This is a genomic window from Actinomyces sp. zg296 (assembly GCF_009829695.1).
GTDB lineage: Bacteria > Actinomycetota > Actinomycetes > Actinomycetales > Actinomycetaceae > Actinomyces > Actinomyces marmotae.
Genome location: NZ_VWPG01000002.1, coordinates 338699 through 365367, shown reverse-complemented (window position 1 = coordinate 365367; position 26669 = coordinate 338699). Strand labels below are relative to the sequence as shown.

26 protein-coding genes and 1 tRNA gene are annotated in these 26669 nt (G+C 73.0%); 13 read left to right on the top strand and 14 right to left on the bottom strand.

The genetic code is table 11. The features are described from left to right. Positions 1-71: 71 nt before the first annotated feature. Together GVV76_RS01895 and GVV76_RS01890 are read right to left on the bottom strand one after the other, a co-directional pair. On the bottom strand, positions 72-1418 hold the full coding sequence (locus GVV76_RS01895) for a diguanylate cyclase (RefSeq protein WP_159624539.1): 1347 nt from the start codon (positions 1416-1418) through the stop codon (positions 72-74). A 190-nt stretch (positions 1419-1608) separates the two neighbouring features. Continuing rightward, complete coding sequence (locus GVV76_RS01890) at positions 1609-2151, bottom strand: hypothetical protein (protein ID WP_159624537.1); 543 nt, start codon at positions 2149-2151, stop codon at positions 1609-1611. Between the two features lie 284 nt (positions 2152-2435). Between GVV76_RS01890 and GVV76_RS01885 the strand changes: the two genes are divergently transcribed. Both GVV76_RS01885 and GVV76_RS01880 read left to right on the top strand, forming a co-directional pair. Beyond that, positions 2436-3221, top strand: coding sequence for a response regulator transcription factor (locus GVV76_RS01885; protein WP_159522719.1), 786 nt, complete (start codon positions 2436-2438; stop codon positions 3219-3221). Continuing rightward, positions 3218-4888: a sensor histidine kinase gene (locus tag GVV76_RS01880; RefSeq protein WP_201292173.1), complete on the top strand. Its 1671-nt coding sequence runs from the start codon at positions 3218-3220 to the stop codon at positions 4886-4888. Before GVV76_RS01885 ends, GVV76_RS01880 begins: the two co-directional genes overlap by 4 nt. A 249-nt stretch (positions 4889-5137) precedes the next feature. Here GVV76_RS01880 and GVV76_RS01875 read toward each other — a convergent pair whose 3' ends face one another. Further along, on the bottom strand, positions 5138-6058 hold the full coding sequence (locus GVV76_RS01875; protein ID WP_159624534.1) for a phosphatase PAP2 family protein: 921 nt from the start codon (positions 6056-6058) through the stop codon (positions 5138-5140). 294 nt (positions 6059-6352) lie between these two features. Between GVV76_RS01875 and GVV76_RS01870 the strand changes: the two genes are divergently transcribed. Next, positions 6353-6934 (top strand): peroxiredoxin, encoded by a 582-nt coding sequence (locus tag GVV76_RS01870; protein ID WP_159522717.1) that lies wholly within the window; start codon positions 6353-6355, stop codon positions 6932-6934. 47 nt (positions 6935-6981) lie between these two features. Next, positions 6982-7512 carry a carboxymuconolactone decarboxylase family protein gene (locus tag GVV76_RS01865; RefSeq protein ID WP_159522716.1) on the top strand — a complete coding sequence of 177 codons (531 nt, stop codon included), beginning with the start codon at positions 6982-6984 and terminating at the stop codon, positions 7510-7512. A gap of 119 nt (positions 7513-7631) precedes the next feature. Here the strand turns inward: GVV76_RS01865 and GVV76_RS01860 are convergent, their stop codons facing one another. The 6 genes from GVV76_RS01860 to GVV76_RS01835 form a co-directional block, all read right to left on the bottom strand. Continuing rightward, complete coding sequence (locus GVV76_RS01860; protein ID WP_159522715.1) at positions 7632-8144, bottom strand: PH domain-containing protein; 513 nt, start codon at positions 8142-8144, stop codon at positions 7632-7634. Positions 8145-8237: 93 nt separating this feature from the next. After that, a complete protein-coding gene (locus GVV76_RS01855) occupies positions 8238-8981 on the bottom strand; it encodes an HAD family hydrolase (RefSeq protein WP_159624532.1) in 744 nt (247 codons plus the stop codon). A 19-nt stretch (positions 8982-9000) separates the two neighbouring features. Then, positions 9001-10311 (bottom strand): hypothetical protein, encoded by a 1311-nt coding sequence (locus GVV76_RS01850; protein WP_159624530.1) that lies wholly within the window; start codon positions 10309-10311, stop codon positions 9001-9003. Beyond that, positions 10308-11537: a TadA family conjugal transfer-associated ATPase gene (locus tag GVV76_RS01845; protein ID WP_159624528.1), complete on the bottom strand. Its 1230-nt coding sequence runs from the start codon at positions 11535-11537 to the stop codon at positions 10308-10310. Before GVV76_RS01845 ends, GVV76_RS01850 begins: the two co-directional genes overlap by 4 nt. Next, a complete protein-coding gene (locus GVV76_RS01840; RefSeq protein WP_159624526.1) occupies positions 11534-12913 on the bottom strand; it encodes a cellulose synthase operon protein YhjQ/BcsQ in 1380 nt (459 codons plus the stop codon). The genes GVV76_RS01845 and GVV76_RS01840 overlap by 4 nt, the downstream gene beginning before the upstream one ends. Before the next feature lie 285 nt (positions 12914-13198). Then, positions 13199-14332, bottom strand: a complete 1134-nt coding sequence (locus tag GVV76_RS01835) for a cell filamentation protein Fic (protein ID WP_159624524.1) — start codon at positions 14330-14332, stop codon at positions 13199-13201. Between the two features lie 39 nt (positions 14333-14371). Here GVV76_RS01835 and GVV76_RS01830 point away from each other — a divergent pair, with 39 nt between their 5' ends. From GVV76_RS01830 to GVV76_RS01815, 4 genes are all read left to right on the top strand, one after another. Then, positions 14372-15403, top strand: coding sequence for a hypothetical protein (locus tag GVV76_RS01830; protein ID WP_159624522.1), 1032 nt, complete (start codon positions 14372-14374; stop codon positions 15401-15403). Between the two features lie 113 nt (positions 15404-15516). Further along, on the top strand, positions 15517-17280 hold the full coding sequence (locus tag GVV76_RS01825) for a hypothetical protein (RefSeq protein ID WP_159624520.1): 1764 nt from the start codon (positions 15517-15519) through the stop codon (positions 17278-17280). Continuing rightward, the gene (locus GVV76_RS01820) at positions 17277-18122 is read left to right on the top strand and encodes an AzlC family ABC transporter permease (protein WP_236263151.1); all 846 of its coding nucleotides are present in this window, start codon (positions 17277-17279) and stop codon (positions 18120-18122) included. The genes GVV76_RS01825 and GVV76_RS01820 overlap by 4 nt, the downstream gene beginning before the upstream one ends. Beyond that, on the top strand, positions 18122-18445 hold the full coding sequence (locus tag GVV76_RS01815) for a branched-chain amino acid transporter permease (RefSeq protein WP_201288693.1): 324 nt from the start codon (positions 18122-18124) through the stop codon (positions 18443-18445). Before GVV76_RS01820 ends, GVV76_RS01815 begins: the two co-directional genes overlap by 1 nt. A 13-nt stretch (positions 18446-18458) precedes the next feature. Here the strand turns inward: GVV76_RS01815 and GVV76_RS01810 are convergent, their stop codons facing one another. Both GVV76_RS01810 and nth read right to left on the bottom strand, forming a co-directional pair. Beyond that, a complete protein-coding gene (locus GVV76_RS01810) occupies positions 18459-19355 on the bottom strand; it encodes an alpha/beta fold hydrolase (RefSeq protein WP_159624516.1) in 897 nt (298 codons plus the stop codon). A 122-nt stretch (positions 19356-19477) separates the two neighbouring features. Beyond that, positions 19478-20119, bottom strand: a complete 642-nt coding sequence (nth, locus tag GVV76_RS01805) for an endonuclease III (protein ID WP_328703512.1) — start codon at positions 20117-20119, stop codon at positions 19478-19480. A 211-nt stretch (positions 20120-20330) separates the two neighbouring features. Between nth and GVV76_RS01800 the strand changes: the two genes are divergently transcribed. Beyond that, positions 20331-20996, top strand: coding sequence for a Crp/Fnr family transcriptional regulator (locus GVV76_RS01800; RefSeq protein ID WP_413227734.1), 666 nt, complete (start codon positions 20331-20333; stop codon positions 20994-20996). Between the two features lie 177 nt (positions 20997-21173). Here GVV76_RS01800 and GVV76_RS01795 read toward each other — a convergent pair whose 3' ends face one another. Together GVV76_RS01795 and GVV76_RS01790 are read right to left on the bottom strand one after the other, a co-directional pair. After that, positions 21174-21332, bottom strand: coding sequence for a DUF4177 domain-containing protein (locus GVV76_RS01795; RefSeq protein WP_095532457.1), 159 nt, complete (start codon positions 21330-21332; stop codon positions 21174-21176). Positions 21333-21387: 55 nt separating this feature from the next. Continuing rightward, the gene (locus GVV76_RS01790) at positions 21388-21714 is read right to left on the bottom strand and encodes a WhiB family transcriptional regulator (RefSeq protein ID WP_159522696.1); all 327 of its coding nucleotides are present in this window, start codon (positions 21712-21714) and stop codon (positions 21388-21390) included. A 121-nt stretch (positions 21715-21835) separates the two neighbouring features. Between GVV76_RS01790 and GVV76_RS10540 the strand changes: the two genes are divergently transcribed. Genes GVV76_RS10540 through GVV76_RS01780 form a run of 3 tightly spaced genes read left to right on the top strand, consistent with a single transcriptional unit; the run spans position 21836 to position 25421 of the window. Further along, positions 21836-21967 carry a hypothetical protein gene (locus GVV76_RS10540; protein WP_268891755.1) on the top strand — a complete coding sequence of 44 codons (132 nt, stop codon included), beginning with the start codon at positions 21836-21838 and terminating at the stop codon, positions 21965-21967. Between the two features lie 17 nt (positions 21968-21984). Then, complete coding sequence (locus tag GVV76_RS01785) at positions 21985-24354, top strand: transglycosylase domain-containing protein (RefSeq protein ID WP_159624513.1); 2370 nt, start codon at positions 21985-21987, stop codon at positions 24352-24354. A 38-nt stretch (positions 24355-24392) separates the two neighbouring features. Beyond that, a complete protein-coding gene (locus GVV76_RS01780) occupies positions 24393-25421 on the top strand; it encodes a metallophosphoesterase (protein WP_159624510.1) in 1029 nt (342 codons plus the stop codon). A 65-nt stretch (positions 25422-25486) separates the two neighbouring features. On the opposite strand, the gene GVV76_RS01775 is transcribed toward GVV76_RS01780, so the two are convergent. Beyond that, positions 25487-26341 (bottom strand): SDR family oxidoreductase, encoded by an 855-nt coding sequence (locus tag GVV76_RS01775; protein ID WP_159624508.1) that lies wholly within the window; start codon positions 26339-26341, stop codon positions 25487-25489. A 147-nt stretch (positions 26342-26488) separates the two neighbouring features. Between GVV76_RS01775 and GVV76_RS01770 the strand changes: the two genes are divergently transcribed. Further along, positions 26489-26565 (top strand) — tRNA-Pro (locus GVV76_RS01770). Positions 26566-26669: the final 104 nt, after the last annotated feature.

Genomic DNA, 26669 nt, shown 5'->3' with positions numbered 1-26669 from the left:
TGCGGGCGCCCGAGCCGACTCTAACCCATCGGCGCCCGGCGCTCCCCGCCCGGCCGGCGGACCGCCCGGGGTCAGGACAGCTGGCCGAGCGCGGTGATGATGGAGCCGATGAGCTGATGGGCGGCGGCGGAGTCGAAGGGGAGGTCGATCGTGCGGCACTCGGCGGCCAGCGCCGCCATCGGCCGCACCTCGGGCGCGCCCTGCTGGGCGAAGGAGCGGACCTCCAGCATGTCCTGGTCGATGGTGTCGGCCGGGGTCACGGCGCGCGTCGCCGCCTTGTCATCCACCCACTGGCGGGTGCGGCGGGTGATCCGATCGATCTGGGGGGTGACGGCGCGCAGATCGGCGTCGAGGGTCTCCGCGGCCTGGCGGGCGCGGGCGCAGACGGCGTCCATGGCGCCGACGACGGAGTGCAGGGCCTCGCACAGGTCGGAGATGGAGCCGATCGGGTCCTCCTCACTGCCGTCGAGGATCGAGCGGGAGAAGCGCCCGACCATGAGGGTCATGAGCCGCATGAGGGCCACTGAGAAGCGCAGGTCGAGGACGCCGTCCCGGGCCGCGCTCATCCGCCTCGGCAGCGCCCGCAGGGCGGGGGCGGCTTGGCCGGCCAACTCGACGACGCGCTCGGCGATCTCGTCGCTGCGCGTGCGCTGCCAGGAGGTGCGGGCCTGGGCTCCCAGGACCCGGCCGGTGAGCTCGACGCGCTCGGCGACCCGGAGCATCGAGTCCCTCGTTGCCTCCAGGGAACCCAAGAGCCTGAGGTACTCCTCGAGCTGGAAGACGAGGCGGTTGGTGGAGCGCTCGAGGTCCGCGGCGGCGCGCAGGATGTCGGCGACGGGCCCGCTCACGCCGGTGGAGTCCGGGACGCGCACACCCTGGGAGACCAGGGCGCTGACCTCCGCGGGCAGGAAGGCGCGGGTGGCGTCGATAAGCGCGGGGTAGCCCAGGCCGGCCAGCTCGGCGGCGAGCTCGGCGGCACCCATCTCACCGATCTGGGAGCGGGAGGCACCCCGGCCGGCGAACTCGCGCTCACGGGCCCGCACGCGGCGGTAGGCCTCCTCGATGGCGCGCTGGGCGCCCTCGCGCAGGGGCTTGGTGCGCACGGAGAGGAAGCCGTCACGGATCGGGACGATGGTGGCGAAGACGCGGTAGTCGACGCCGTCGGCGGCGCGGTTGAGGACATAGGCGCTCACGGGCCGCCCGGCGCCCAGGTCATCCCACATGAGCTTGAACAGGCCCGCGGGCATATCCAGGTGGCGGACGATGTTGTGCGGCGCGCGCTGGAGGCGGTCCCGCGAGTAGCGCGACAGGGAGTCGAAGGTCCGATTCGTGCGGCGGATGACGCCCTTGGGGCCGGTGGTCGAGAAGAAGATGTCCTCAGGGTCAAAGAATCTCTCGTAGCCGATCTGCGATTCCAACGTAGATGTCCTTTGCTGCTATCCCAGGGAGGAAGCCGACGCGCACGGGAAGCCGCCGACCAGCAGAAACCTACCAACGAAGGTCGCTTTTCAGACACAGTATCCGGCAAAACCCCTCAACACTGCTACCGAATCGTTATCGAAGCGGTGCGGGCGCCGTCACGAGGATCACCGCTCGACGGCGCAGCGCCTAGTTGAGCGCGGCGAGAGCGGCCCGCATCCGCTCAATGGCGCCACCCAGGGCCTCGTCGTCGGTGCTCAGGTCGGCCTCAAGGCCGTGCACGAGCTCGTGCATGGCGAGGGATTCGCCGGCCTCGGCCCCGTCGACGACGGAGGCGGCGTAGGCGCCCAGCACGAGGGTGTGCAGGCGGATGAGCGCGGCACTGAAGGACATCGACTCCATGGCATCGGTGAAGGAGGCCACGGAATCCTTCAGACCGGTCACGGCGATGGCGGCCCGCTCGCAGCGCTCGATGATCCGCTCAGCCAGCCCGGGCGCGGACGACTCCGGATCCTCACTGGCCAGAGCCCGTACGAGGGCGGCGGCGCGCTGGGTGCGGTCTCGGATGGACTCCGCGCCGTCGAGCCAGGCCCCCAGGGAGGAGACGACCTCCCGGAAGTCCCCGATACGGCCCACGAGGCTGTCGCTGGAAGCCTCGACGCGGCGGGCCCCGCCCAGGATCTCGGCCGCGGGGCCCTCGGCCCCCTCGCGGCGGTTGGCACCCGAGTCCATTCGCTCTCGCTCGGCGGCGCGCACCCGTCCGTAGACCTCTGAAGGAATGTCTCATTCGCGGCGCGAATGACGCCTTTGTCATCTGTCGAGGAGAAGAACACGTCCTCGGCGTCGAAGTAGCGGCGGTTCCCGATGGTCGTTTCCAGTGGAGTCACTTCCGTCAGGGTGTAGGGCTTCGATTCCATCGAAGCCCGATTCACTTCAAGTGAGGACAGCCTGAGTCATCCTGGAAATGGTCACAGTTTCACAGCGCAGACACAGGGAAGGAGTGTTGGATAGGCGATATGAGTACTCCCGCCGAGACCTTGACCCGATCCGATGGCTCACCGGTCCGCGTCCTCGTCGTCGACGATGAGCAGATGCTCGCCGATCTCCTGGCCTCCGCCCTGCGCTACGAGGGCTGGGAGGTGACGACCGCCTCCACGGGCGTGGCCGCGGTGCGCGCCGCCAAGGAGATCCAGCCGGACGTCGTCGTCCTGGACATCATGCTGCCCGACTTCGACGGGCTGGAGGTCATGCGCCGCATCCACGACCACACCCCGGGCGTCCCCGTGCTGTTCCTGACCGCCAAGGACGCGGTCGAGGACCGCGTGGCCGGCCTGACCGCCGGGGGCGACGACTACGTCACCAAGCCCTTCTCCCTGGAGGAGGTGGTGGCCCGGCTGCGCGCCCTGCTGCGCCGCTCCGGGGCCTCGACCGCCGAGCCGGCCAACATCCTGGCGGTCGGCGACCTGCGCATGGATGAGGACTCCCACGAGGTCTGGCGCGGCGACACCGAGATCCGCCTGACCGCCACCGAGTTCGAGTTGCTGCGCTTCCTCATGCGCAATCCCCGCCGCGTGCTGTCCAAGCCCCAGATCCTGGACCGGGTGTGGAACTACGACTTCGGGGGCCAGGCGAATATCGTCGAGCTCTACATCTCCTACCTGCGCCGCAAGATCGACAAGGGCCGCGAGCCGATGATCCACACGATGCGCGGCGTGGGCTACGTCCTCAAGCCCACTGAGGCCCAGGAGCGCTCCGAGCGCGCGGCGGGCCCGGGCGGGGCGGGCGCCGGGACCCAGGGGTGAGCAGGCCCCGCTCCCTGCGCACGCGCCTGGTCGCGGGCGTCCTGGGCATCGTCCTCATCATGGCCGCCGTCATCGGCGCCATCTCCACGCTATCCCTGCGCAACGGCCTCATCGAGCGCCTCGACAGCCAGGTGCGGGCGGCCGCGAACCGCGTCGAGTTCCGGCGCCACGGGGACGTCCCCGAGCAGACCCTGGAGGTGGTGCCCAACGAGGATGAGGCGGATAACGGGACGCGCTCCACGCCCCCCGATCATCACGACCACTCGGTGCCCAAGGGCCTGGACGCGGTGGGGCAGCGGGCGGGGACGCTGACCGCCGTCATCGCGGGTGAGCAGGCGGGCGGAAGCACCCCGGCCACGTCCCGTGCGATCACGGCCGGCTACATCCGCGACGACGGCACCTATCGCGCGCTGAGCGCCGCCGAGGTCTCCTCCCTGCTGGACCTGAAGGACACCGGCAAGCCGGTGAGCGTGCGCATCGACTCACTCGGCGTCTACAGGGTGCTCGTGGAGCACGACAGCCGCACCGGGGACAAGGTGATCACGGGCCTGTCCATGGAGGAGGACAACGACCTGGTGCGCGGCCAGATCCTCTTCCTCGGGCTCATCGCCCTGGCGGGGGCGGCGATCGCGGCGTTCAGCGGCCGCGCCCTCGTGCGCTCCTCGCTGGCGCCCCTGGAGCGGGTGGCGTGCACTGCCCAGCGCGTCGCCTCCCTGCCTCTGGACCGCGGCGAGGTGAGCATCGACGAGCGGGTCGACGACGCCGACCTGGCGACCTCGCAAGAGGTCAGCCAAGTCGGCGGGGCCCTCAACACGCTCCTAGGGCATGTCGATTCCGCCCTGGCGGCGCGCCAGCGCTCGGAGACCCAGGTGCGCCAGTTCGTCGCCGACGCCTCCCACGAGCTGCGCACCCCCCTGGCCTCGATTCGCGGCTACACCGAGCTCATACGGCGCGGGAGCGGGGAGCGGGAGCACCCCGGTGGAACCGGCACGCCCGGAGACGCGAGCCAAGCGGCGGGCCCGCTCGGGCTGTCGGAGGAGGCCTCCTACGCGCTAGACCGGGTCCACTCGGAGTCCCTGCGGATGACGGCGCTCGTCGAGGACCTCCTCCTGCTGGCCAGGCTCGACTCCGGGCGCCCGGTGGCCCGCGAGGAGGTGGATCTGGTGGGGATCCTCGTCGACGCCGTCGCCGACGCCCGGGCGGCCGGCCCTGACCACGAGTGGTCCCTTGACCTGGCGATCCTGAACCCCCCGGAGGGCATGAGTGAGGACGAGGCCGAGGACTTCGAGCCCACTCCCGCGATCGTGGAGGGCGAGGAGGCGCGCCTGCGCCAAGTGATCGTCAATCTGCTAGCCAATGCCCGGGTGCACACGCCCGCGGGGACGCGCGTGACCACCACCCTGGAGCGGGACGGCAAGCGCCTGGTGATCCGAGTGGCGGACAACGGCCCGGGGATCGAGGAGTCCATGCGGGATCGCATCTTCGTTCGCTTCGCCCGCGGGGACGCTTCCCGGGAGCGCTCGACGGGCTCAACGGGTCTGGGCATGTCGATCGCGCTGGCGATCGTCGCTTCGCACGGGGGCGCCCTCACGGTGGAGACGAGCACGGAGGAGGCCGACCACGGGACGGTGTTCACCGTGGAGTTGCCCGCCGCCGACGTCGAGTAGGGCGGGCCGGGCGGCGTGCGCGCTCGCGGAGCCTTCAGCGGTGCGTTCCACACTGAGCGGTGCTGTTAGCACCCACTGGTGCGTCCTGCCCGCACCTGTGGGTGCAGAGCGCACCTGTGGGTGCGGAGCGCACCTGTGGGTGCGAAAGCGACGGCGGCGCCCAGGCCGGTGTGGCCGGTGAGTTCGGAGTGGATGGAGGGGATGACGAGGCGGCCCAAGCCCCAAGGCCGTAGGCCCAAGCCCCAAGGCCTAAGGAGCCTCCAGGGCCAACGGAGCCCGAGCCTCGCCGTCGGGCGCGAGCGCCACGAGCCCCGCCATGGACAGGCAACTCGCCGCCACGAGGGCGACCGATCCGGTGGCGTAGGAGGCGAAGTACTCCCAACGGCCCAGGGGTGAGTCCATGCGGGTCAGCACCCACAGGCCCAGGGCGAGGGCGAGGGCCGCGCCGAACGCCCCGAGAAGCCAGAGAGCGGCCAGGGCCGGTGCCGGGCCGGCCCCGCGATCGGCGCCGTCGGGGGGCGCGTGGGAGGAGGGCCCCGCGTCATTCCACGCGCCACCGGCCACCGCGAGCGCGCCCCAGCCCACCGCCAGCAGCACGGCGGCCATGACGTCAGCCGGTCGGTGCCACTGGCACACCAGCGTCGAATAGCCCATCGCCACCGTTATCGCCGCGCCGAGCCAGGCTGCGGACACCCGCCAGCGGGCGTCCACGAGGAGGATGAGCGCCACCGCGGCCGACGCCGCCATCGCGGTGTGCCCCGAGGGGAGCGTGTTGGCGTTGTCCCAGCGCGCGGTGATGCCGTAGTCCGGGCGGAAGAGGATCCAGTGCTTGAGGACCTGCGCGCTGGCGCTCGCCCCGATGACGGCGACGAGGGCCCACAGGGCGCGCCGGTGACTGCGCCGCAGGAGGCCGACCAGCAGGATGACGACGACGAGCAGCACCGCCGCCGGCATTGAGATGGCCGAGAGGACCATGCGCGCATGCCCGTCCACCCGGTGCGAGCCGATCTCCGAGCCCGCCAGAGCGGCGGCCTCGAGGAACTGTCCCGGCAAGGTGTCCACGAAGGCCCACCACAGCGCGAGGAGACCGGCGAAGCACGCGACCGCGAGGGCGAGGCCCCTGGCGCGCGGATGCGCCAGGGCACTCTGGGCCGGTCGGGGGGATCGCATCCAACGATGCTAAATCCCCGCCGCGCCGCGGTGGCGCTCAGGTCTCGCGATTCACGGTGGCGCGCGCCACCCCGCGCCCCTCCCCCTCCTCGCCGAGACCGGTCGATATCACGAGCGAGACCGGTTCGAGAACCGGTCTCGCTCGTGATATCGACCGGTCTCGGAAATAGGTGGGGTTGACCAATGATGTGATATATAGGTGTTGCACTTATCGGTCTGGGGCCGTACCCTAGGACTGAACAGAGGGCGTCCCTCTGGTCTAGCAGCGCTTCATCACATCCAGGAGGTTCTTCCATGGCCGTTCTCACCATCGGCGACCAGTTCCCCACCTACGAGCTCACCGCCGTCGTCCCCGGCAACCTCAAGGACGTCGAGGCCAGCAAGCCCGAGGACTACTTCACCACCGTCTCCTCCACCGTTCCCGCCGGCACCTGGCGCGTCGTCTTCTTCTGGCCCAAGGACTTCACCTTCGTGTGCCCCACCGAGATCTCCGCCTTCGGCGACCTCTACCAGGACTTCGAGGACCGCGACTGCCAGATCGTGGGCGTCTCGGTGGACAACGAGTACACCCACTACGCCTGGCGCCGCAGCCACGAGAAGCTGCAGGACCTGCCCTTCCCCATGGCCTCGGACCTGAAGCGCGAGCTGGCCGCCGCCACGGGCGTCCTCAACGCCGACGGCGTCGCCGACCGCGCCACCTTCATCATCGACCCCAACAACGTCATCCAGTCGGTGTCCATCACCTCCGACTCCGTGGGCCGCAACACCGACGAGACCCTCCGCCAGCTCGACGCCCTCCAGTCCGACGAGCTGTGCGCCTGCAACTGGCAGGCCGGCGCCGCCACCATCGACGCCCTGGGCGAGATGGCCCACTGAGCCCCCCCCCCCGCACAAACGAGCCCTGACAAGAAAAGAACACAGATATGAGCATCGACAACCTCCGCTCCGCCCTGCCCGAGTGGGCCAAGGACCTCTCCCTCAACCTGTCCACCCTGTCCCGCTCCTCCACGCTCACCGAGCAGCAGCAGTGGGGCACCTTCGTGGCCGCCGCCGCCGCGACCCGCAACGAGTCCGTCCTCGTGCAGGTCCTCGAGGACGCCCGCGCCCACCTGAGCGAGGAGGCCATCAATGCCGCCCTGGGCTCAGCCTCCATCATGGCGATGAACAACGTCGCCTACCGCACCCGCCACTTCCTGGGCGACGCCTATGAGAACGAGCGCATGGGCCTGCGGATGAACATCATCGGCACTGCCGGCGGCGTTGAGAAGGTCGACTTCGAGCTGTGGAGCCTCGCCGTGTCCACGATCAACGGCTGCGAGCGCTGCATCACCTCGCACGAGGCCACCGTTCGCGGCGAGGGCCTGAGCACCGAGCAGGTCTGGGAGGCCGTGCGTATCGCCTCCACCCTCACCGGCGTGGCCCAGGCCGTCGCCGTCGTCGAGACCATCGGCTGACGCTCCGCCACGCGCGGCTCACCACGTATGACGGATCCCCGTACCGCCCGGTACGGGGATCCGTCATACGCTCGGGCCGAGGCCACTGCGGCGCGGCCGGGCCAGGGGCCTCAGCGGCCTCAGTGGTCAGGATCGGCGTCGATCGCGCCCTGAATGTCGTTGAACAGCAGGTTGGAGATCTCGACCTGCACCATTGCCACGCTGGGGACGTCCTCAAGGATGAGGGGGTCGCCCGCGCTCGTCTCCAGTCGCAGGGTGCCCGCCCCGAAGATCCGGTCGGTCAGCGCCCGGTTCTGCTGGACGTCGCTGATGCGCGACAGCGGGAGGTCATGGCCGCGCTTGTTGAGGATGCCCGAGCGCGTGATCACGCGCTTGGAGGTGATCGTGTAGGTCGTCGTCGCCCAGACCAACCAGGGCAGGAGGAACACGGGCACCGAGACCACCAGGACGACGACCCACACGGCGAGGTGGCTCCACGGAGACCAGTCGCCCGGCAGGAGGATCGAGGCCGCAATGCCGACGGCGATGAGGACGACCTGCGCGATGATCCGCCACAGGAGGACCTTGAGGTGGGTATGCATGTGCCGGACGATGACCTCGTCCTGGCTCAGCTGCTTCTTCGACAATGCCATGGCCCCATCGTGCCAGCAATCACCTTCCGGGGCGAGGCGGCCGGGAGCGGCGCCAGGACGACGGCGGGCGCTAAGCGGGCGCCGAGCCGGGGCTCAGAACTCGATCTCGTCGAGGCTCGTGACGGTGGGGACCGCGCGCGACGGCCCCTGATCGCCCCGCCGCAGGTGGACTACCGGCATCCCCACGGCCAGGGCGCCGTCGACGTCGGCTCCGACGTCGTCGCCGATCATGAGGGCCTCGGCCGGTGCCACGCCGAGGCGCGCGCAAGCGGCGAAGAAGATCGCGGGATCGGGCTTCGTGGCACCCATCTGGGCCGAGGCCAGCATCTCCCAGCCGGCCACGCGGGCGCCGACGGCGGCGAGCTTCTCCTCCTGGCTGGGGGCGTCGCCATTGGTGAGGTAGGCGACCGCCAGCGGGGTGGCGGGCCCGCCGGCGGCCGCGGCCTGCTCGCGAGCGGCGCGCAGGGCCTCCAGTCGGGCCAGGAAGGAGGGGACGTCGTCGTAGGCGCGCCACAAACGGCGATAGATGGCGCGGTAGGCGGCCATATGGGAATCTGCCTCGGCATCGCTGAGAGCGCTCCCGCCGGGCACGAACTCGCGCACCCGCTCGCGCAACTGGCCGGAAAAGTCGAGCTCGCCGGCCTGGTAGCGGGCGAAGTGGCGCCGGTCGATGGCCTCCCACAGCTCGGCGGTCTCCCGCGGGCCGAGCTCCCAGCCCTCCAGGCCGGAGGCCCACAGGTAGGAGGCGCGGTCGGAGGCGCGGCGGTGGTCGACGAGGACGCCGTCGATATCAACGAGCACGGCGCGAGTGGGCGGCGGCAGGCGGAGGGGACTCATGCGCCCAGTCTGCCCTCCCTCATCCGGCCAGGATGTCCAATCCGGCACCCGCGACCACGGGGACGATGCCCAGCAGCACGAAAGCGGGCAGATGGCACAGGCCCAGGGGGATGACGAGGCGGACGGCGAGGCGCTCGGCGGCCTCCTCATCGGAGGCGCGCCGCCCCGCCCGGATCGAGGTGGCCGTGCGGCTCAACAGCGACGACGGCGATGCTCCGTCCTCCCAGCCGGGCCGCAGGCAGTGCTCGAGGCGACCACGCGAGGCCCTCCAAGCGGCGTCCTGCGGCGCGTCCCAGGCCTCCCCCCAGCTCGCGCCGATGAGGAGGGCGCGGGAGACGACGCCGAGTTGATCCTCGCCGAGCGCCTGGCCGAGGGCCCCCAGGGACCCGGGCAGGGAGGCGCCCGCCTCAAGGGCGGCCGCGGCGAGGTCGAGGACGAGAGCCTCGTCAACCGGTTCGCGCCGCGCCGGGCCCCACCTCCCGCCCCGGCCCCATCGACCCGGCGCGGGAGGCCCGTGGATGGCGGCGCGCTCAAGCCGTCGGGTGAGGCGGTGTCCGACGACCATGAGGCCGATCCCGGCCAGACCGAGCGCGCTCCCCCAGGACCCTCCCAGGAGAAGGTCCTCGGGATGGGCCCCGACGAGCGCCCCCAGGGCAAGCGCCACCAGCGGCAGACCGGCCAGGAGGCGCGCGGTGGTGCGGGGCCCGGAGAGCGCGGACTGCCGCGAGGCCCGGGCCCGGCCCGCCTCTGAGACGCCCTCGGCGACGGACTCCAGCACTCCGGCCAATGGCGAGCCCAGGGCTCGGGTGAGGCGGCAGGCGGCGACGGCTCCGGGCACGGCGGCGCGCATGGCCTGGTCCGCCGCGACCGCTCCTCTGAGAGGCGGCCGCCACGACCAGCGGCCCGCGTCGCGCCTGGGCAACCAGGAGGGCGCGGGACCACATGTGAGGGAGGCTAGGGCGGGCGGGACGCCGTCGTCGGCGGGGATGAGGCCCGCGTCCTCCGGGACTCCCGAGCGGCTCAGGGCCCGTGACCAGGCCCGATCGGGGGTGGCCCCGGCCCTCAGCAGGGCTGCGACCTCGGTGAGGGTGAGCCCGATGTCCGCTCCCCCCGCGCGGCCCCGGCCGGCTCGCGCAGTCGCCCGGCCCCCTGCGGCGGTGCCGCGCGCGCTTCCCCGACCGGCTGAGCCTCCCGCGCCCGAGACCCCCTCGCCCGAGACCCCGGGCGGCGGGCGCATCTCGCGGCGGGCGGGCAGGAGGAGGACGGCCACCGCCGTGGCAGCGAGGAGTGCTGTGAGGAGGGGTGTCGAGCCGCCGGCCGCGCCGCTCATGATCCCTCCCCCGCTCCACGAGCGCCACCCGCCAGGGCGCCCGCTCCCCCGGTCAGCGCCAAGAGCCCCTCGTGGGCCGCCGCCGCCTCCATGGCGCCATCGGGCTGGATGCGCAGGGCCTCGTGGCAGGCCAGGCGGCCATCCCGCTCACGGGAGAGCAGCCCCAGGGAGGAGACGCGACGACGCGCCCCGGATGGGTCGGCCTCGCGCCGCAGGTGGATGACGGCGTCGAGGGCGCTACCGGCCTGCGCGGCCACCGCGATCTCGTCGAGGCCCGCGAGCGCCCCCAGCGCGGTGAGGCGGGCGGGGACGTCGGCCGGGGAGTTGGCGTGGAGGGTGGCCCACCCGCCCTCATGGCCGGTGTTGAGGGCCGTGAGGACATCACGGACCTCGGGGCCGCGGCACTCCCCCAGGACGATGCGGTCGGGCCTCATGCGCAGGGCGGTTCGCACGAGGGCGGTCATGGGGACGGCGCCGACGCCCTGGACGTTGTCCCCGCGCTCCTGGAGATGGATGACATGGGGGTGGTCCGGGGCGAGCTCGCTGGCCTCCTCGATGCACACGATCCGCTCGTCGGCGGGCACGAGCCCGAGGAGCGCGGCGAGGAGAGTGGTCTTGCCGGTCCCGGTGGCGCCGGTGATGAGGCAGGAGGCGCGCCGCTCCACGAGGGCGGCGAGGATCCGATCGAGTCCGGGGGCGATCGTGCCGGCCTCGACGAGCTCGGGCAGGGTGAAGGCGCGGCGGCGCTTCGTGCGCAGGCAGATGAGGGTGCCGTCGGCGCTGAGCGGTGGGAGGACGGCGTTGAGACGGGTGCCGTCGGGCAGGGTGGCGTCGACGATCGGGGCGGCGTCGTCGAGCCGGCGCCCGGCCGAGGCGGCCATGCGCACCGCCAGTGCCCGGGCCTCGGGCTCGTCCAGGCGCGCCTGCGGGACGGGCTCGAGGCCGCTGCCGCGGTCGATCCAGGTCATCCCGCCGCCGACGAGCACATCGGTGACGCCCTCAGCCTCGAGCAGGGGCGTGAGGGCCGCCCCGGCGCCGTCGACGTCGGCGTGGACGAGGCGGGTGAGGGAGGCGATCCCCGTGGCGCCGGTGGTGGAGGCGGCCCCCTCGCTGAGTGCCCGCCCCAGACCCGCACCCCGGGCGAGGGCGCCACGAACGCGGGCGAGGTCCGGGGCGGTGCCGTGGCCGGGGCGCTGGGCGCCGCGTAGGGCGGGCTCCGGGCTCATGGCCGCCCCTCTTCCAGTTCAGCCTCCCAGGGGGCTCGCGAGAGGACGGCGTCGTCGCCCTCCAGGAGGTGGGCGGCCAGTGGGCGGATGGCCCGACGCAGGGGCCCGCGGCTGCGGGCGGGGTCGTCGCCCCGGGCGATGCGGGAGGCGACCGAGTGGTCCGACGGCGCCCGCCCGAGCACCTTCGCGCCGGTGAGCCCGGTGATCTCCTCGGGGGCGAGGTCCTCCCCGATCTGGCGCAGGACCAGGCCGAGGCATCGCGGCCCCTCAGCGCGCTCCCGCCCCAGGCTCCCGGCCACCGGGCGGGCGCCATCCTCCGGGCCCGGCTCGCCCCCGCCCAGGCGGGCGACGATGGACTCGGCGGCCTCGGCTGAGCGAACATCGCATCCCATGACGATGACGACCTCGGCCTCTGGCGGCGGCTCGGCGCCCCGGGGGAGGTCCACCAGGACGACGTCGTGGCAGGCCTCGATCGCCGCGAGCGCGGCAGCGGCCTGCGGAGCGCTCACCGGGCCGCCGCGGGGGTCACCGGTCAGGAAGCGGATCCCCGACCATCGCGGCAGGGCCTCGGCGAGGCGCTCGGGGTGGTAAGAGCCCTCCTTCTCGGGCAGGTCCCGCCAGCGCAGCCCGGGCCGGACGCCCTCCCCCATCATGAGGTCGATGCCGCCCGCGGGGTCGAGGTCGACGATGGCCACACCGCGCCCCGCCGCGGCCATGGCGCGAGCCAGGAGCAGCAGGATCGTCGTGGTCCCCAGTCCTCCCCTGGCCCCTGTCAGAGCGATGACGCGGGCGCGCCCCGGGTGCCCGGTCGCGATGATGAGGGAGGCGAGCGCACCGGACTGCGGGGCGTCGAGCGCCTCGTGGAGCGTGGCGGCGGAGATGTCCGGGCGCTGCGACAGGCTCTCCGCCAGGGCGGGGAGGTCGTCGGGCACGAGGATGAGGGCGTGGGTGGCGCCTGTGCGGCGGCGCAGGGCTCGCGCGCGTTGGACGAGGTCGGAAGCCGCCCGGGGCGCCTCGGGATATGAGCAGACCAGCGCCTGAGGCTCCAGGCCCGTGCAGGCCAGCACGATGTCGGCGGCCCATCCGGGCAGTGGTTCCTCAGGGGGCCCACCCTGGTGGCCGGGGCGGAGCAGGACGGCGACGACGACGCCGTCGGCCAGGGCGTCCCCCGCGGATCCCCCCGGGGCCGAGGATCCCCATTCCTCATGCTCACCCAGGGGCCAGTCAACGGGATCCTCCTCGCGGGGCCGCCCGCCCTCGACGCCTCCCGGCCCTCCGGCACCACCGGCGCCGCGCGCGCCGGGGGCGGGCGCTCCCGGACGGCCGCGCAGCGCAGGGAGGCCTGGATGGGTGGAGCGGGGGGCGGCGTGTCTCATGGTGGGCTCCTTCGCGGACGGATCGGCGGGGCGCGGTACCGCTCCAGGGTCGCCCACCGGGGATCACCCGCGGTGATGGCCTCCACATAGGGGGCCGGAGGAGGCGCGTCCGAGCGCATGTGGTTCCCGGCCGCCGCGCCCCCGGCCACGCCCTCCAGCGCGCTTTCCGCCGCGCCCTGCCGCAACCCCACCGCAACTCGCCGCGACGGTGGCCGGGCGCTTCTGGGTGCCCCCGGCCGCGCCCCGGCGCGGCCGGGCGGCGTCAGGCGCTGCGCCGTCGCCCGCTCACCCCGTCCGCCCCGCCTGGATGGCGCGGCACAGCTCGACGCCCTCCGTGATGCCCACGAGGATCGCCTCGGCCTGCCAGATCGTCCAGGCGATGACGCCCTCGGCGTCGCCTCGCGCGTAGGAGGCCGCCGCGTCGCTGTAGGCCCCGGGGGCGCGGCGCGCGTAGGCGTCGGGGACGGCCACGCCCGTGGGCTCCAGTCCGTCGCGGGTGATGAGATGGCGCACGAGGAGGCGGCCGAGTGCCGCGTTACCGGCCGTGAAGGGTCGCGCGGCGATCATCTCGCCATGGACGACAGCGGCGCGCACCAGCGCCGGGACGCCGGGGGCGGCGATGATCGCCAGGAGCGCGTCGAGCCGCTCGGCCAGGGCCCTGCCCCGGGGGGCCATGCCGGGCCCTCCCTCGCGCGGCGCCGCCCCCAGCGCCACAGAGCTGACGGCCCCCCCGCTGCTCCGCGCGCCCGCGACGCCGTCAGCGCCATTCTCGCCCGCCGCTCCGCCCCTGCCGGGCGGGAGCGCAGTGCGCGGCACGGCCACCTCGTCGAGCCCGATGGCCCCCGAGGCCGCCAGCGGGCCCGCGAGATCGCGGTGCAGGCCGGCCAGGAGGGATCGTGGGGAGGGCTCAGCGGGCCGGCCCTGCCCACGCAGGTCCGGCATGAACCCGGTCAATCGCACGCCCGCGCGCCAGATCCCGGCGACGGCGTCGAGCGAGGGGTCCCCGCTCAGCGGCCGCTCCAGGCGGCCCGCGGCCACCTGCTCGCGCAGCGTGGATGCGCTCACCAGCGCTCCCTCGATCGCGCCCGAGGCGATGGCCCCCCGGATGGCGGCCTCCGCCCGAGCCTCGCGCCAGCGCCGTCGAAGCGCCTCGTGCCAGCGCAGTTCCGCGCTGGCCTCGCGCACGGCCTCCTGCGCCCGGGCGACGCGAGCGTCCTCGGCGATGGCCGCCAGGGCGCTGACGAGGGCGCGCTCGGCGCCTCCCACCCCGGCGCCCGCCGCGCTTCGGGAAGGCGCGCCAGCGCCGCCAGCGCCGCCGGTGAGCCGCGCCCCACCGGTCCCAGCGGGGACCGCGGAGCCGCCCGGGCGCCCGCCCGAGGCGCCCGACGACCGGCCGATGCTCGCTCCCATGGTGATCACGCTGCCACTCTACGGGCCTCCTGGAACTACTCTGAGCCCGTGACCTCCTCGGAATCCCATCCCCAGGGCGCTCATCCCAGCGCGGTGTCGCCACCGGGCAGTGGAGCCGCCACCGGCGCTCCCACGCCCCCTCCCGCCGCTGACCCCGCCCCCGCCTCCCAGACCAGCCCCATGGGCTCCCCCGCGCCGCGCGGGCGCCGCCTCGACCACATCGCCGCCGCAGCACTGGGCGCCGCAGTGGCGCCCCTCACCCTGGCGTTGACCGGGCTCGCCGGCCAGGCCTCCTCGCAGGGCCGCCTGTTCGTTGGGGTGGGGCTCCTCATAGCGCTCGTCATCGTGAGCACGGCGGTACAGGCCGCCTTCGGCCGGCGCTCCTCCCTGGGTGGCCTTATCGGCGGCCTCGTGGCGCTCGCCGCGCAGGCGGCCATCCTCGCCTCCAGCGGGCGCGCCGCCTCCGCGCCGCATGCCTGGGCCCGCCAACTCATCCCCACCGGCGCCGTGCTCATCCTGGCGGGCCTGCTGATCGGCGGCTCCCTCGGCCTGCGCCACGCGCGCCGCACCGGGCGCGCGTGGGCGCGCCTGTCCGCGCGCCTGGGGCGCTTGGACCAGGAGCAGGGCAGCACTCCCACCGCCCCGCCGTCGCGCCGCAATGACCACCTCTTCTCCCTGGCGTGGGTGACCGTCTGCTCACTCGCCTCGATCGCCCTGGCGGACCGGGCCCACCCCGCGATCGTCGCCAGCGGTGACGCGCCCGTCTCCCCGTGGGCTCTGGCCGGCATCCTCCTCGCTTCGATCGGGGCGGGCGCCGGCGTCACGCGTTCCTCCCTGGGCGCCAGGGTGGCGGGCCCGATCGTGTTCATCGGGGCACTCCCGGCCTTCCTGTCCGCGTCCGCCTCCGGCAAGAGCGCGCTGGTGCCCCATCTGACCACCGACCCCACGGCCAGCGCCGTGCTCATGCTGGGCGCGGTCGTGAGCGCGATCGGCTGGGGGGCCCATGTGGCGCGCCGCCAGGGCATCGCCGATGAGAAGGAGTCCTGGGCCGACCAGCGCGCCGTCGCCCTGGAGGCCTAGGCGGGCTCCGCAGCCGGGCCCACGCCCGCGAGCGCGCGATCCGCGGGCCACCGGCACGCCTCCCGGGCTCGGCGCCCGCCCGCCACTACGGTGGCCCCGAAGAAGGAGGCCCCGTGACCACCCATCGTCCCGACCAGCCCGATGAGTTCGGCAGCGCCAGCACTCCGGAGCAGACCATCGAGCCCCTCGACTCGGCCGGCGAGTCCGCTCCTTCCCTGGAGTTGCCCGCCCCGGCGCCCATCGTCGGCGACAACGGCGAGATCATCACCACTGGCGGCCCCTCCCTTCCCGACGGGCTGCCCGGGGCGATCCCCCCTGGCACCGGCGCGGCCCTCGCCGCGCGGCGCGGCCAGGAGACGCGGGACGCTGAGGGAGCCCCTCGCGACGGGCACATCCAGGACGATCAGGGCGCCGCTGCCGACGACGCCGACGACGCCGGGCAAGGCTTCGCCGCGCTGGACGAGGAGGCCCTGGCCGTGGGCCCCGCGACCTACCCGATGGGGCGCCCGGCCTCCGACCCCTTCCGCTCCGACGAGGAGATCGAGGCCGAGTATGAGGCCTCCCAGGCCGCCCGCGCCCAGCGGAGCGAGGAGGCCGGGGACGAGGAGGCCGCGGGCGGGATGGCCGACGACGGCGCTGAGCCGGCCGCCGCCGGGGCCCCGCCGGACGAGCCCGTCATGACGGAGCCCGAGGCCACCGCGCAGGCCGTCACGGTCCCTCCCCCGCTTCCCGGCGCCCCCATCCGGCGCCGCAGCCGCCCCCGCGACCCGGATGATGAGCGGGAGTCGACTGCGGTGCGGCGCCGCTCGCTGTTCCCGCAGACGGTCCCGGTCGAGGACGCCGCAAGGGACGGCTCTCAGGCCGTGGACGATGCTGGGGCCTCCGCGAGCGCCGATGACGCCGGGATCGCTGGCGCCCCCGTGAGCGCCGCCAGCGCGAGCAGCGCCTCTAGCGCCACCAGTCCCACTAGCGCCACCAGCGCGCTCACCGGCGGCTCCGCCCCCACGCCCGGCGCTGGAACCCCCGCCCTGCGCGTCGAGGCGGCCAGCGCCCCGGACGAGCCGGAGCCCTCCGGCTCGCACTGGACGAGCAAGTCCAGTTGGACGCCGGACCCCTCCTCCAGCCCCCTTCCCCCCGCGCCGCCGCTGCCCTCCTCGACGGCCGCGCCGGTGGCCTCGCCCGAGGAGGCCGCCCCGGACTGGTCCTCCGTCATCGCCCCGGGCGCCTCCGACGGCGAGGACGACACCGCCTCCGCCGCCTCACCCGCCGCGGCCCCCGTCCGGCGCCGTCGTCGCGCGGAGGCCCGCAAGCCGGCTTTCGTCGATGAGGAGCCAGACGTCGACGACGACGTGCTGCTGGATGGCTCGACCGTCGTCGGCAAGCCCGCCTCTCGCTTCGGAGCGCACTGGGCGGGGATCCTTATCGCCGTCGTTCTGCTGCCCCTGTCCTGGTTCTTCGGGCACTCGGCGCGCCACTCCTTCGGGACCACCGCCGCCCGCAACCCCGAGGGTGCGATGAGCGTCAACGGGGTCATCGTCATCGCCCTGAGCGCCCTCTGCCTGGGCATCGGGCTGTGGATGGCGCGCCGCTCCTCCCTAGGCACGATCCTCGTGGGCGCTCTCACGGCGCTGGCGGGCATCCCCGGCCTCATCTCCCCCGCCGCCACTCATCGGGTCCTTGAGCAGGCCCTCGGCGCGGCGGCCGACCGCACCTCCCTGGGCAAGGACCTCCTGGAGTTCCTGTGGCTCGACCTGTCCCGCGGCACCTTCCTCCTAGTCGGCATCGTGGTGCTCATGGTCGGGATCGTCTCCCACTCCGCGCGCCGCGCCGGGCGCCGCGAGCAGGAGGTCATCGACCGCGTGCGCAAGGCCTCATGACGGCCCCCGCGCCCGCCGCCATGGCGAGCATCAGGGACGCCGCCCGCGATGCGACGCCGATCGTCGTCGGCTATCTGACACTGGGATCGGCCGCGGGGATACTCCTGGCGGCCCAGGGCCTGGCCTGGTGGTGGGCACCGGTGTGGAGCGTCGCCATCTACTCGGGCACGATGCAGTTGCTGCTCGTGCCGCTGGCCGGGGCGGGCGTGCCGCTGGGCGCGATCGCCGCCTCGACGCTGTTCGTCTCCGGGCGGCATGTCTTCTACGGGCTGAGTTTCCCCTTAGAACGCGTGCGAGGCCGGGCCCTGGCGCGCCTGTACGCCGTCCACGCGATCACTGATGAGGTCTACGCGCTGCTGTCCTCCAAGGACCGCCACGCGATGACGGGCCGGTACGTGCTCACCGTGGAGGTGATCAGCCACTCCGCCTGGGTCGCCGGCGCGACGGCGGGGGCGCTGACCGGGCGATGGCTGGCGGACGCGGTCGGCGAGAGGATCAGCCTGCTGGGCTTCGTGCTCACCGCGCTGTTTGTCGTGCTGGCCATTGAGAACTGGCGCGCCCATCCCGATGTCGCGGCCCTGGGCGTCGGGCTCATGGCGGGGGCGGTGGGCCTGGCCTTGGGCGGTTCGGCGGCGCTGCTGAGCGCGCTGGGGACGCTGGCCCTCGGGCTCGTCGGGTTGTACGCCGTGCGGCAACGTCGCGCGCCTGGCACCGAGGGCGTCGGTGGCCGGGGCCTCGATCACGGCGGCGCGGACCGGGCCCGCCCGCAGACGGCCCGCCCACAGACGGCCGACCAGTGCGCGGCCGGCCCGGGCGCGACGTGCCGGGACGGGGGCGAGTGATGCCGCTGTCGAATACCGGGATCGCGATCGCCGTCGTCGTGGTGGCCGCGATCACCCTGGCCTGCCGCCTCGCGCCCTTCGCGCTGCTGCGCGGAAGGCGCTCGCCGCTGCTGGCCTTCCTGGCCAACGCCATGCCGCTGGGCGTCATGATCGTCCTGACGGCCTACACGCTCGACGGCGTGAGCCTGGCCCCGGCGTCCTGGCTTCCCGCCGTCGCCGGCATCGCGTCCACGGCCGGGCTGCACCTGTGGCGCCGCTCGATCGGGCTGTCACTCATCGGCGGGACGGCCGTGTACGTGGCGGCGAGCCTGGCCATCGCGTAGGGAGGGCGCGCCCTCAGGCGGCCGGGGCGACCTCCGCCAGGAAGGGCAGGATCGCCTCGACGAGTTCGTCAGGGGCCTCCTCGGCCGGGAAGTGGCCGACGCCGTGCAGCACCGCTGTGCGCATGAGCCCCGAGACGTGGTGGGTGTCCCGGGCATGGGCCTGGGCGGGCTGGACCGGGTCGCTCTCCCCCAGGATGGACAGCACGGGCACCGCGATCGGGGCGGCCAGGGCGGTCATCTCGGCGCGGCGCAGCCGGCTGCGCTTGAGGGTCTCGATGGGGCCGCGCGCGGCCCCGGGCCGGGCGAGCAGGTCGGCGTAGTAGTCGGAGGAGGCCAGGACGCGGCCCACCCTGCCCTGGCCGACCCAGGAGCGCAGGACCCGCTCCATGCCCCGGTGCGTCGTGAGAGTGCGCTCCGCCAGCCCGGGGACGCGCAGGGACAGGTGCTGCAGGGCGGTGCCGGAGAAGAAGGCCCGGCCGAGCAGGGAGCGCACCGCCACCGGGTGCGGGGCGGCGACGGGCACGATCCCGGCGACGAGGTCGGGGCGCATCCCGGCCATGACCCAGGCGACCTGCCCACCCAGGCCGGCGCCGACGACGGCGGCCCGCTCGTGGCCGAGGGCCGCGACGACGCGCACGGCGTCGTCGGCGAGGGTGTGCAGGTCATAGCCGGAGGGAGGCCGGTCCGAGCCGCCGAATCCGCGCAGGTCCAGGGCGGCGACGCGGTGCCCGGCCTCGGCGAGGCGCGGGATGACGTGGCGCCAGGCCCACCAGCACTCCGGGAAAGGGTGCAGGAGGAGGACGAGGAAGTCGGAGTCCTCCGGCCCGGCCAGAGCGGCGTGGAAGCGGGTCCCACCGGCGGTGAGGTCGCGGTGGGTCCACGGACCGGGGCGGGCGATGGCGACTGGCATGGCCCCACCCTATCGGCGCCCCACCACCCCCTATAAGCGAGACCGGTCGAAAATAGGAGCGAGACCGGTCCGTGGACCGGTCTCGCTCCTATTTTCGACCGGTCTCGGCAAGCGGGGCGTCGCTACACCCCAACGCGGGGGCAGAGTCCCTCAGCGGCCAGCGCGCAGTCCCCGCAGCGCGGCGAGCGGGCGCGGCACACGGCCCGGCCGTGCTCGATGAGCCGGTGACAGCCATCGGTCCAGCGCTCGGGCTCCCACAGCGCCGCAATATCGCGCTCGACCCGCAACGGGTCGGCCCGCTCGGTCCACCCCAGGCGCCGCGCCAGCCGACCCACATGGGTGTCCACCGTGATCGCGGGGACGCCGAAGGCGTTGCCCAGCACCACGTGCGCTGTCTTGCGACCCACCCCCGGCAACGAGGTGAGCGCCTCGCGATCAGGCGGGACGACGCCGTCGAAGCGATCGGCCAGCTCCTGGCCCAGGCCGATGAGCCGCGCCGCCCGGGTGCGCTGCATCCCCAGGGGGCGGATGATCTCCTCCAACGCCTCCGGATCGGCGTCCGCCAACGCGACGGCGTCAGGCAGGCGTGCGAAGAGCTCCGGGGTCACCGTATTGACCCGCGCATCCGTGGTCTGCGCCGATAGGACCGTGGCCACCAGCAACTGATAGGGCCCGTCATGATCCAGCGCGCAATGCGCGCCCGGATAGAGCACCGCGAGTTCATCATCAACAGCCCGGGCCCGCGCCGCGAGCGATTCCCTCATCCATCCCCTCCGAATCGAGCGGCGTTGCATTGGTCGCCAACTGTTGCGAGACTACAACCCGCGACTGCGTGCCTCATGTCACAAGGCATGGCAGGATAGGCGCCAGCGCTCGCCAAGTTACCTCCGGGAGCCCCCCGGCAGGGATCGGACGCCGTTGCGAGCCCGAGTACCACCGCACCGATAGCACTGGAGGATCTTCGTGGAAGACAGCATGATTTCCAGAATCCCACTTTTCGAGGGCATGAATCAGGAGGAGCAGGACGAGCTGAGGGCCATGATGGCGCAGACCGCCCTGCGCCGCGGCGAGACCCTCTTCAACGAGGGCGACCCCGGTGACCGGCTCTACATCCTGCTCAGTGGGAAGATCAAGCTCGGCCACGCCTCGATGGACGGGCGCGAGAACCTCCTGGCCGTCCTCGGCCCCGGCGAGGTCGTCGGCGAACTCACCCTGTTCGACCCGGGCCCCCGCTCCACCACGGCCACCGCCGTTGCCCCCACCGAGCTGCTGGCCCTGGAGCACAACCAGCTCATGAGCTTCATCGAGACCCACCCGGCCCTGGCCAAGGACATGCTGCGGGCGCTCGCCCAGCGCCTGCGCCGCACGAACGTCGCCCTGGCGGACCTCGTCTTCTCCGACGTGCCCGGGCGCGTGGCCAAGGCCCTCCTCGACCTCGCCGACCGCTTCGGCTCACCCACCGACGACGGCGTGCACGTCCCACACGACCTCACCCAGGAGGAGCTCGCCCAACTGGTCGGTGCCTCCCGCGAGACCGTCAACAAGTCGCTGGCCGAGTTCGTCTCACGCGGCTGGATCCGCCTGGAGGGCCGGGCCGTCACGCTGCTCGACGTCGATCGCCTGCGCCGCCGCGCCCGCTGAGGCCCCGCCGCGCCCGCTGGGCGGGCCCGCGCCTTGGCGCCTATCAACCCACGACGAACGGCCGAGGGGCTGGCTCTGCGCGAGTCGGCCCCTCGGCCGTGAGCCCGCCCGGCGCCCGCCCGGCGGCTCGGGCGCCGACTCCGCTGGCGCTCTCGGGCGCCGAGGCGCCCCGGCGGTTCAGGCCCGGGGGCGCTTCATATAGGCGACCAGGTTCTCCGAGCCGGTGGGGCCAGGGATGACCTGCACAAGCTCCCAGCCGTCGGCGCCCCACTGGTCGAGGATCGCCTTGGTGGCGTGGGTGAGCAGGGGGACGGTGGCGTATTCCCAAGTAGTCATGTCGCCAAGCCTACGAGTCGGCGGGACTGGCGGGAAGCGCTGGCCGACGGGGCGCTCAGCGCGCTCGCGCCAGGATCCTGGGGGCCCGGCGGGCGTGGATCTCTGCGACGAGCTCGTCGTCCTCCCGGCGCAGCCACTCGCCCCAGTCCTCAACCTCGGGGAAGCGCCGCAGCAGAGCGCGTCTCTCACGCTCGGTCAGACCGCCCCACACCCCGAAGGACGACTCGGAGTCGAGGGCCTCGGCAAGGCACTCCATCCTCACAGGGCAGGTGAAGCACAAGGTCCGCGCGTCTCGCTGCTCCGCGCCCTTTCCGAAGAGCTGGTCAGGCTCCGCATCCGCGCAGGCCGCGCGCGCCGCCCAGGTCTGGTCGATCATTCTCATCCCATCTCCAGCGGTCAGGTCCAGCATCGTTGTCAGACCCGTCACACACTCCGACGGTAAGGCAGTCGGGCCCATTCCACCAAATCCGCTCCGACCCGCGCCGTTGTACAGACTCGCCTGAATGCTGACCGATAGCCGCCTGGGCGCGGCCTGGGGAGGGCGCGCCGTCGCGGAGCCGGTCATCCAGCACTCGGGCAGGAGCCGGGCCGCCGGGTGCGACCCCCGCCACCCTGCGCTGCATGGAATCCACTGAGCACGTAGTCTGGGGCCATGTCGAAGACCTCTGCCCGCACCCTCGACTCACAGCAACTCCTGTCCGCCCTCCTCGCCTTCATCGTCATGTCCACCGTCGGCGGCCTGCTCGTCTCGGGCTTCGCCGTGCCCTTCGTGGGGGCGGCGAGCGTGATCTCGAAGGCATCACGGGAGTTCTTCGAGGACCTGCCCGATGACTTCAAGGTGCTTGAGCCGAGCCAGGTCTCGGTCCTGCGGGCAGCCGACGGCACGGAGATCGCCCAGTTCTACGCGGAGAACAGGATCGTCGTGCCGCTCAAGGACATCAGCAAGAACGTGCGGAACGCGGTCATCGCTGTTGAGGACCAGCGCTTCTACCAGCACGAGGGCGTCGACCCCACCGGAATGCTGCGCGCGCTGGCCTCCAACGCCGCGGGCGCCGATCGCCAGGGCGCCTCCACCCTCACCCAGCAGTACGTGCGCAACGTCCTAGTGGAGGCCGGCATCCGCAGCGGCGACCCCGCGAAGATCCGCGCGGCCACAGAGCCCACGACGGCACGCAAGCTCAGGGAGATCAAGTACGCCCTGACCCTGGAGAAGACCCTGCCCGACGCCAAGAACCAGATCCTGGAGGGGTACCTCAACATCGCCGCCTTCAGCCCCTCCACCTATGGGGTGGAGGCCAGCGCGCAGCACTACTTCAGTCATTCGGCCAAGGAGATGACCATCGCCGAGGCGGCGCTGCTGGCCGGCCTGACCAACGCGCCGGGCGCCTACGACCCGGTGTCCTACCCCGATCTGGCCAAGGACCGCATGAACTGGGTCCTCCAGAAGATGCTGGACAACGAGTTCATCGACCAGGCCCAGTACGACGAGGCCGTGGCGACCCAGGTCAGCGACATCCTGAACGTGACCAACCACGTCGGCGGGTGCGCCTCGGCGGGGTCCGCGGCCTACTTCTGCGACTACGTCGTCGGCGAGATCCAGAACTCCGAGCTCTTCGGCAAGACGGCCACCGAGCGCAACCAGCTCCTGCTGCGCGGGGGCCTGCAGATCACCACCACCCTGGACCTGCGCAAGCAGAAGGCCGCGGACGACACGATCGCCAACTACGTCCCCATCGGGGATCCCTCGAACGTCAAGGGCGCCATCGTCGCCGTCGAGCCCGGGACGGGCAAGATCCAGGCGATGGCCCAGAACACCTCCTACGGGACGGACAGTTCCGACCCCTCGGTCTCCCAGATCTCCTATTCCGCTGATTACAAGCACGGCGGCATCGAGAACAACGGTTTCCAGCCGGGCTCCTCGTTCAAGCCGTTCGTGCTCGCCCAGTGGTACCAGATGGGCAGGTCCGGGTACGAGACGATGAACACCGACCCCACCACGTTCCCCGCCGCCAACTGGAACATCTCCTGCAGCGAAGACACCTTCGTGGAGCAGTGGAAGGTCGGCAACGCCAACCCGGGCGAGGGCGGCACGCACTCGGTGGTGCAGTCCACGGCGATGTCGATCAACGTCGCCTACGCCAAGATGATCCAGCAGATGGACATCTGCGCGGTGACGAGCCTGGCCGCCAAGATGGGCATGACCAAGGCCGATGGCAACCCCATCGACCCCCGGCCCTCGATCACCCTGGGCACCATGAACGTCCCCCCGCTCAACATGGCCAACGCCTACGCGACTTTCGCGGCGCACGGCGTCTACTGCAAGCCGATCGCCATCAACAAGGTGACCGACCACAGCGGCACCGAGATGGCCGTGCCGAGCGCGGACTGCTCGCAGGTCATGGACCAGACCGCCGCGGACAGGGTCGCCCTGACCCTCACGCATGTGTTCGGGGGCCAGGGAACCGCCAAGAACCACGGCCTGGCGGGGCGGCCGGCCGCGGGCAAGACGGGCACCACGGAGGAGATGGACAACGCCTGGTTCGTGGGCTTCACCCCGCAGCTGTCCACCGCCGTGTGGATGGGCCACTCCGAGGGCACCAAGCCGATGAACGGCCAGTACATCGGCGGGCGCTACTACGCCACCATGTACGGCTCGGACGCTCCCGCGCCCATGTGGAAGCAGTTCATGGACACCTCGCTGGCGGGGACGGGCGCCGAGCCCTTCACCCAGGTGAGCCTGGGCGCTGGACAGCCCGCGCAGCCCTCGGGCGGCAACGCCAAGAACACGTCCGGCCAGCTCCCCGGCCTCACGGGTGACGCCGGGGCCCAGACGGCCCAGGCGCCCCAGGCGGCGACCGCCGATCAGCCCGGGACGGTCGCGCAGGCCGACGCCGACCTCCCCGCCGGGCAGCTCCCGGGCTCCGCGCCCACGGCGGCCAGCCGCAAGGAGTTCACGACCAGCCTGAGCCCCGCGGGCTCCGGAGGCGCCGTAGCGACCGGCCCGGCCGGCGGCAACGGCTGACCACTGGCGAGCACTCACAACCCCGGGGGCCCTTCGACATGACGACTGCTGTGACCGCGCTGCCGCGCCGATCCTCCTCCCGCTCACGGCGCCTTGGCGCCGCCCGCGCCCTGGGCTCCCTCGCCGCTCTCGGCGCTGGAGCCCTGGGCTACGCGCTCCTCGAAGCGCGCCTGCCGGTGCTGCGGCGCTGCTCCGTGCCCGTCCTGGCCGACGGCGAGGAGCCGATCACGATCCTCCACCTGACCGATCTGCACCTGACCGACCGCACAGAGGCTCGCGTCGCCTGGGTGCGGGATCTGGCCGCCGAGCACCCCGACGTCGTCATCTCCACGGGCGACCACCTGTCCTTCGCCTCGGGACTCGAGCCGCTGCGGCGGGCGCTGGAGCCCTTCGTGGAACTGCCGGGGGCCTTCGTCCTGGGGGACCACGACTACTACTCCTCCGTGTTCAAACCGCCGACCCGCTACCTGCGCCGCGACCCGCGAACGGCAGACGCCGAGGGGGCGCGCGAGCGCCTCGTGGAGCTGCCCTGGCGGGAGGTCATCGAGTTGCAAGCCTCCGGCGGCTGGGCGGACCTGACGAACGCGCGGGGGGCCCTCACGGTACGCGGGCGGCGAGTGGACCTGGTCGGCGTCGATGATCCTCACGCCGAGCGGGACTCCTACCCCGTCCCGGATGATGGCGCCGACGGCGCGGCCTCAGCCGCCCTCCTCCCGCCGATCCTCGACCGCTCGGGGCGGGCGCTGCGCCTGGGACTCGCGCACGCCCCCTACCTGCGAGTGCTGAACCAGATGGCGGGTGACGGCGTCGCCCTCGCCCTGGCGGGCCACACCCATGGCGGCCAGCTCTGCCTCCCCGGTTTTGGCGCGCTCGTGACGAACTGCGACCTGGACCGGCGCAGAGTCACCCAGCGCCTGTCGCAGTGGCCGGGGCGCATCGGGGATCCGAGCGCGGCGGGGGACATGTACCTGCATGTCAGCGCGGGGCTGGGCACGAGCCCCTTCACGCCCGTGCGCGTGGCCTGCCGCCCGGAGGCGACACTGCTCACCCTCGTCCCGGCGCGCTGAGGACCGCACTGAGGACCACACTGAGGGATCGGGCGGACGAGTTCGCCCAGTTCCAGGTGGAGCGCCTAGGAGCGCCAGCGGGCGAAGCCGCCCTCGGAGTTAATGACCTGGCCGGTGATCCAGCGGGCGTCGTCGGCCAGCAGCCAGGTGATGAGTCGGGCGGCGTCGTCGGGCTCCCCGAACCGCCCGAAGGGGAACATGCCGCGGACGGACTCGAGGGCATCGGCGGTGAGGTACCCGGTGTCGACCGGGCCGGGGTTGACGGTGTTGACGCGGATTGCGTGATCGGCGAGCTCGTCGGCGATGGTCAGCGTGATGCCGGCGATGGCGGCCTTGGCCGCGCCGTAGGCGATCTCACCGGGTAAGGGCCCCTGCGCCTGGCCGGAGGTCAGGAAGACGATGGCGGGAGCGGGGGGCTCCTCATCCGCTCCTCCGGCCCGCTCCCCGACGACGGCGCGGGCGAAGGCCTGAGCGAGAAGGATCGAAGCGCGGGCGTCGACGGCCCAATGCCGGTCGAGGACGTCCTCGGTGATGTCGAGCAGGGGGGCGTCGGGCTCGCTCATGGCCTGGTTGCACACGAGGGCGGTCAACGGGTGGCCGACGTCGGCGGCCGCTTCGGCCGCGGCGGCGACGACGCGAGCGGGCTGGCCGGAGGCGGCGAGGTCGGCGCCGACGGGGGTGAGGCGAGCGCCGTCGGAGAGATGGGAGGCGATGGGGGCCATGACGGCGTCGATGTCGTCGGCCCCCCAGGCCTGAGCGGCGTCGTGGGGCGAGTAGTGGTGGGCCACGACGCTGGCCCCCTGAGCGGCGGCGCGGCATGCGATGGCGTGGCCGATGCCGGCGCGGCGGCTGACCCCGGTGATGAGGACCGTTCGGCGCGCGAGTGGGAGGGGATCTGGAGCGAGGTCCGCGCTGGTCATGGGGTCAGTCAACCGCGTGGCGCGGGCGCGGACAAGGGGCGGGCGTCCCCGACTGCGCCCTCCCCGTGATGGACGACACCGGACGGGCGGCCGAAGGTAATTTCCCTCGACGCGGGCGGCCCGGCTATAGTTGCCGCTGCACACACACGGGGTGTGGCGCAGTTTGGTAGCGCGCTTCGTTCGGGACGAAGAGGTCGTGGGTTCAAATCCCGCCACCCCGACCACGAGGAGATCCGCGAGTCCGTTCGTGAGATCCCCAAGGTTGAAGGGATCGTCGGCTGAGTTCCTGGCCATCGACCTCACACTCAAACCCACGTCCAAGCCCACG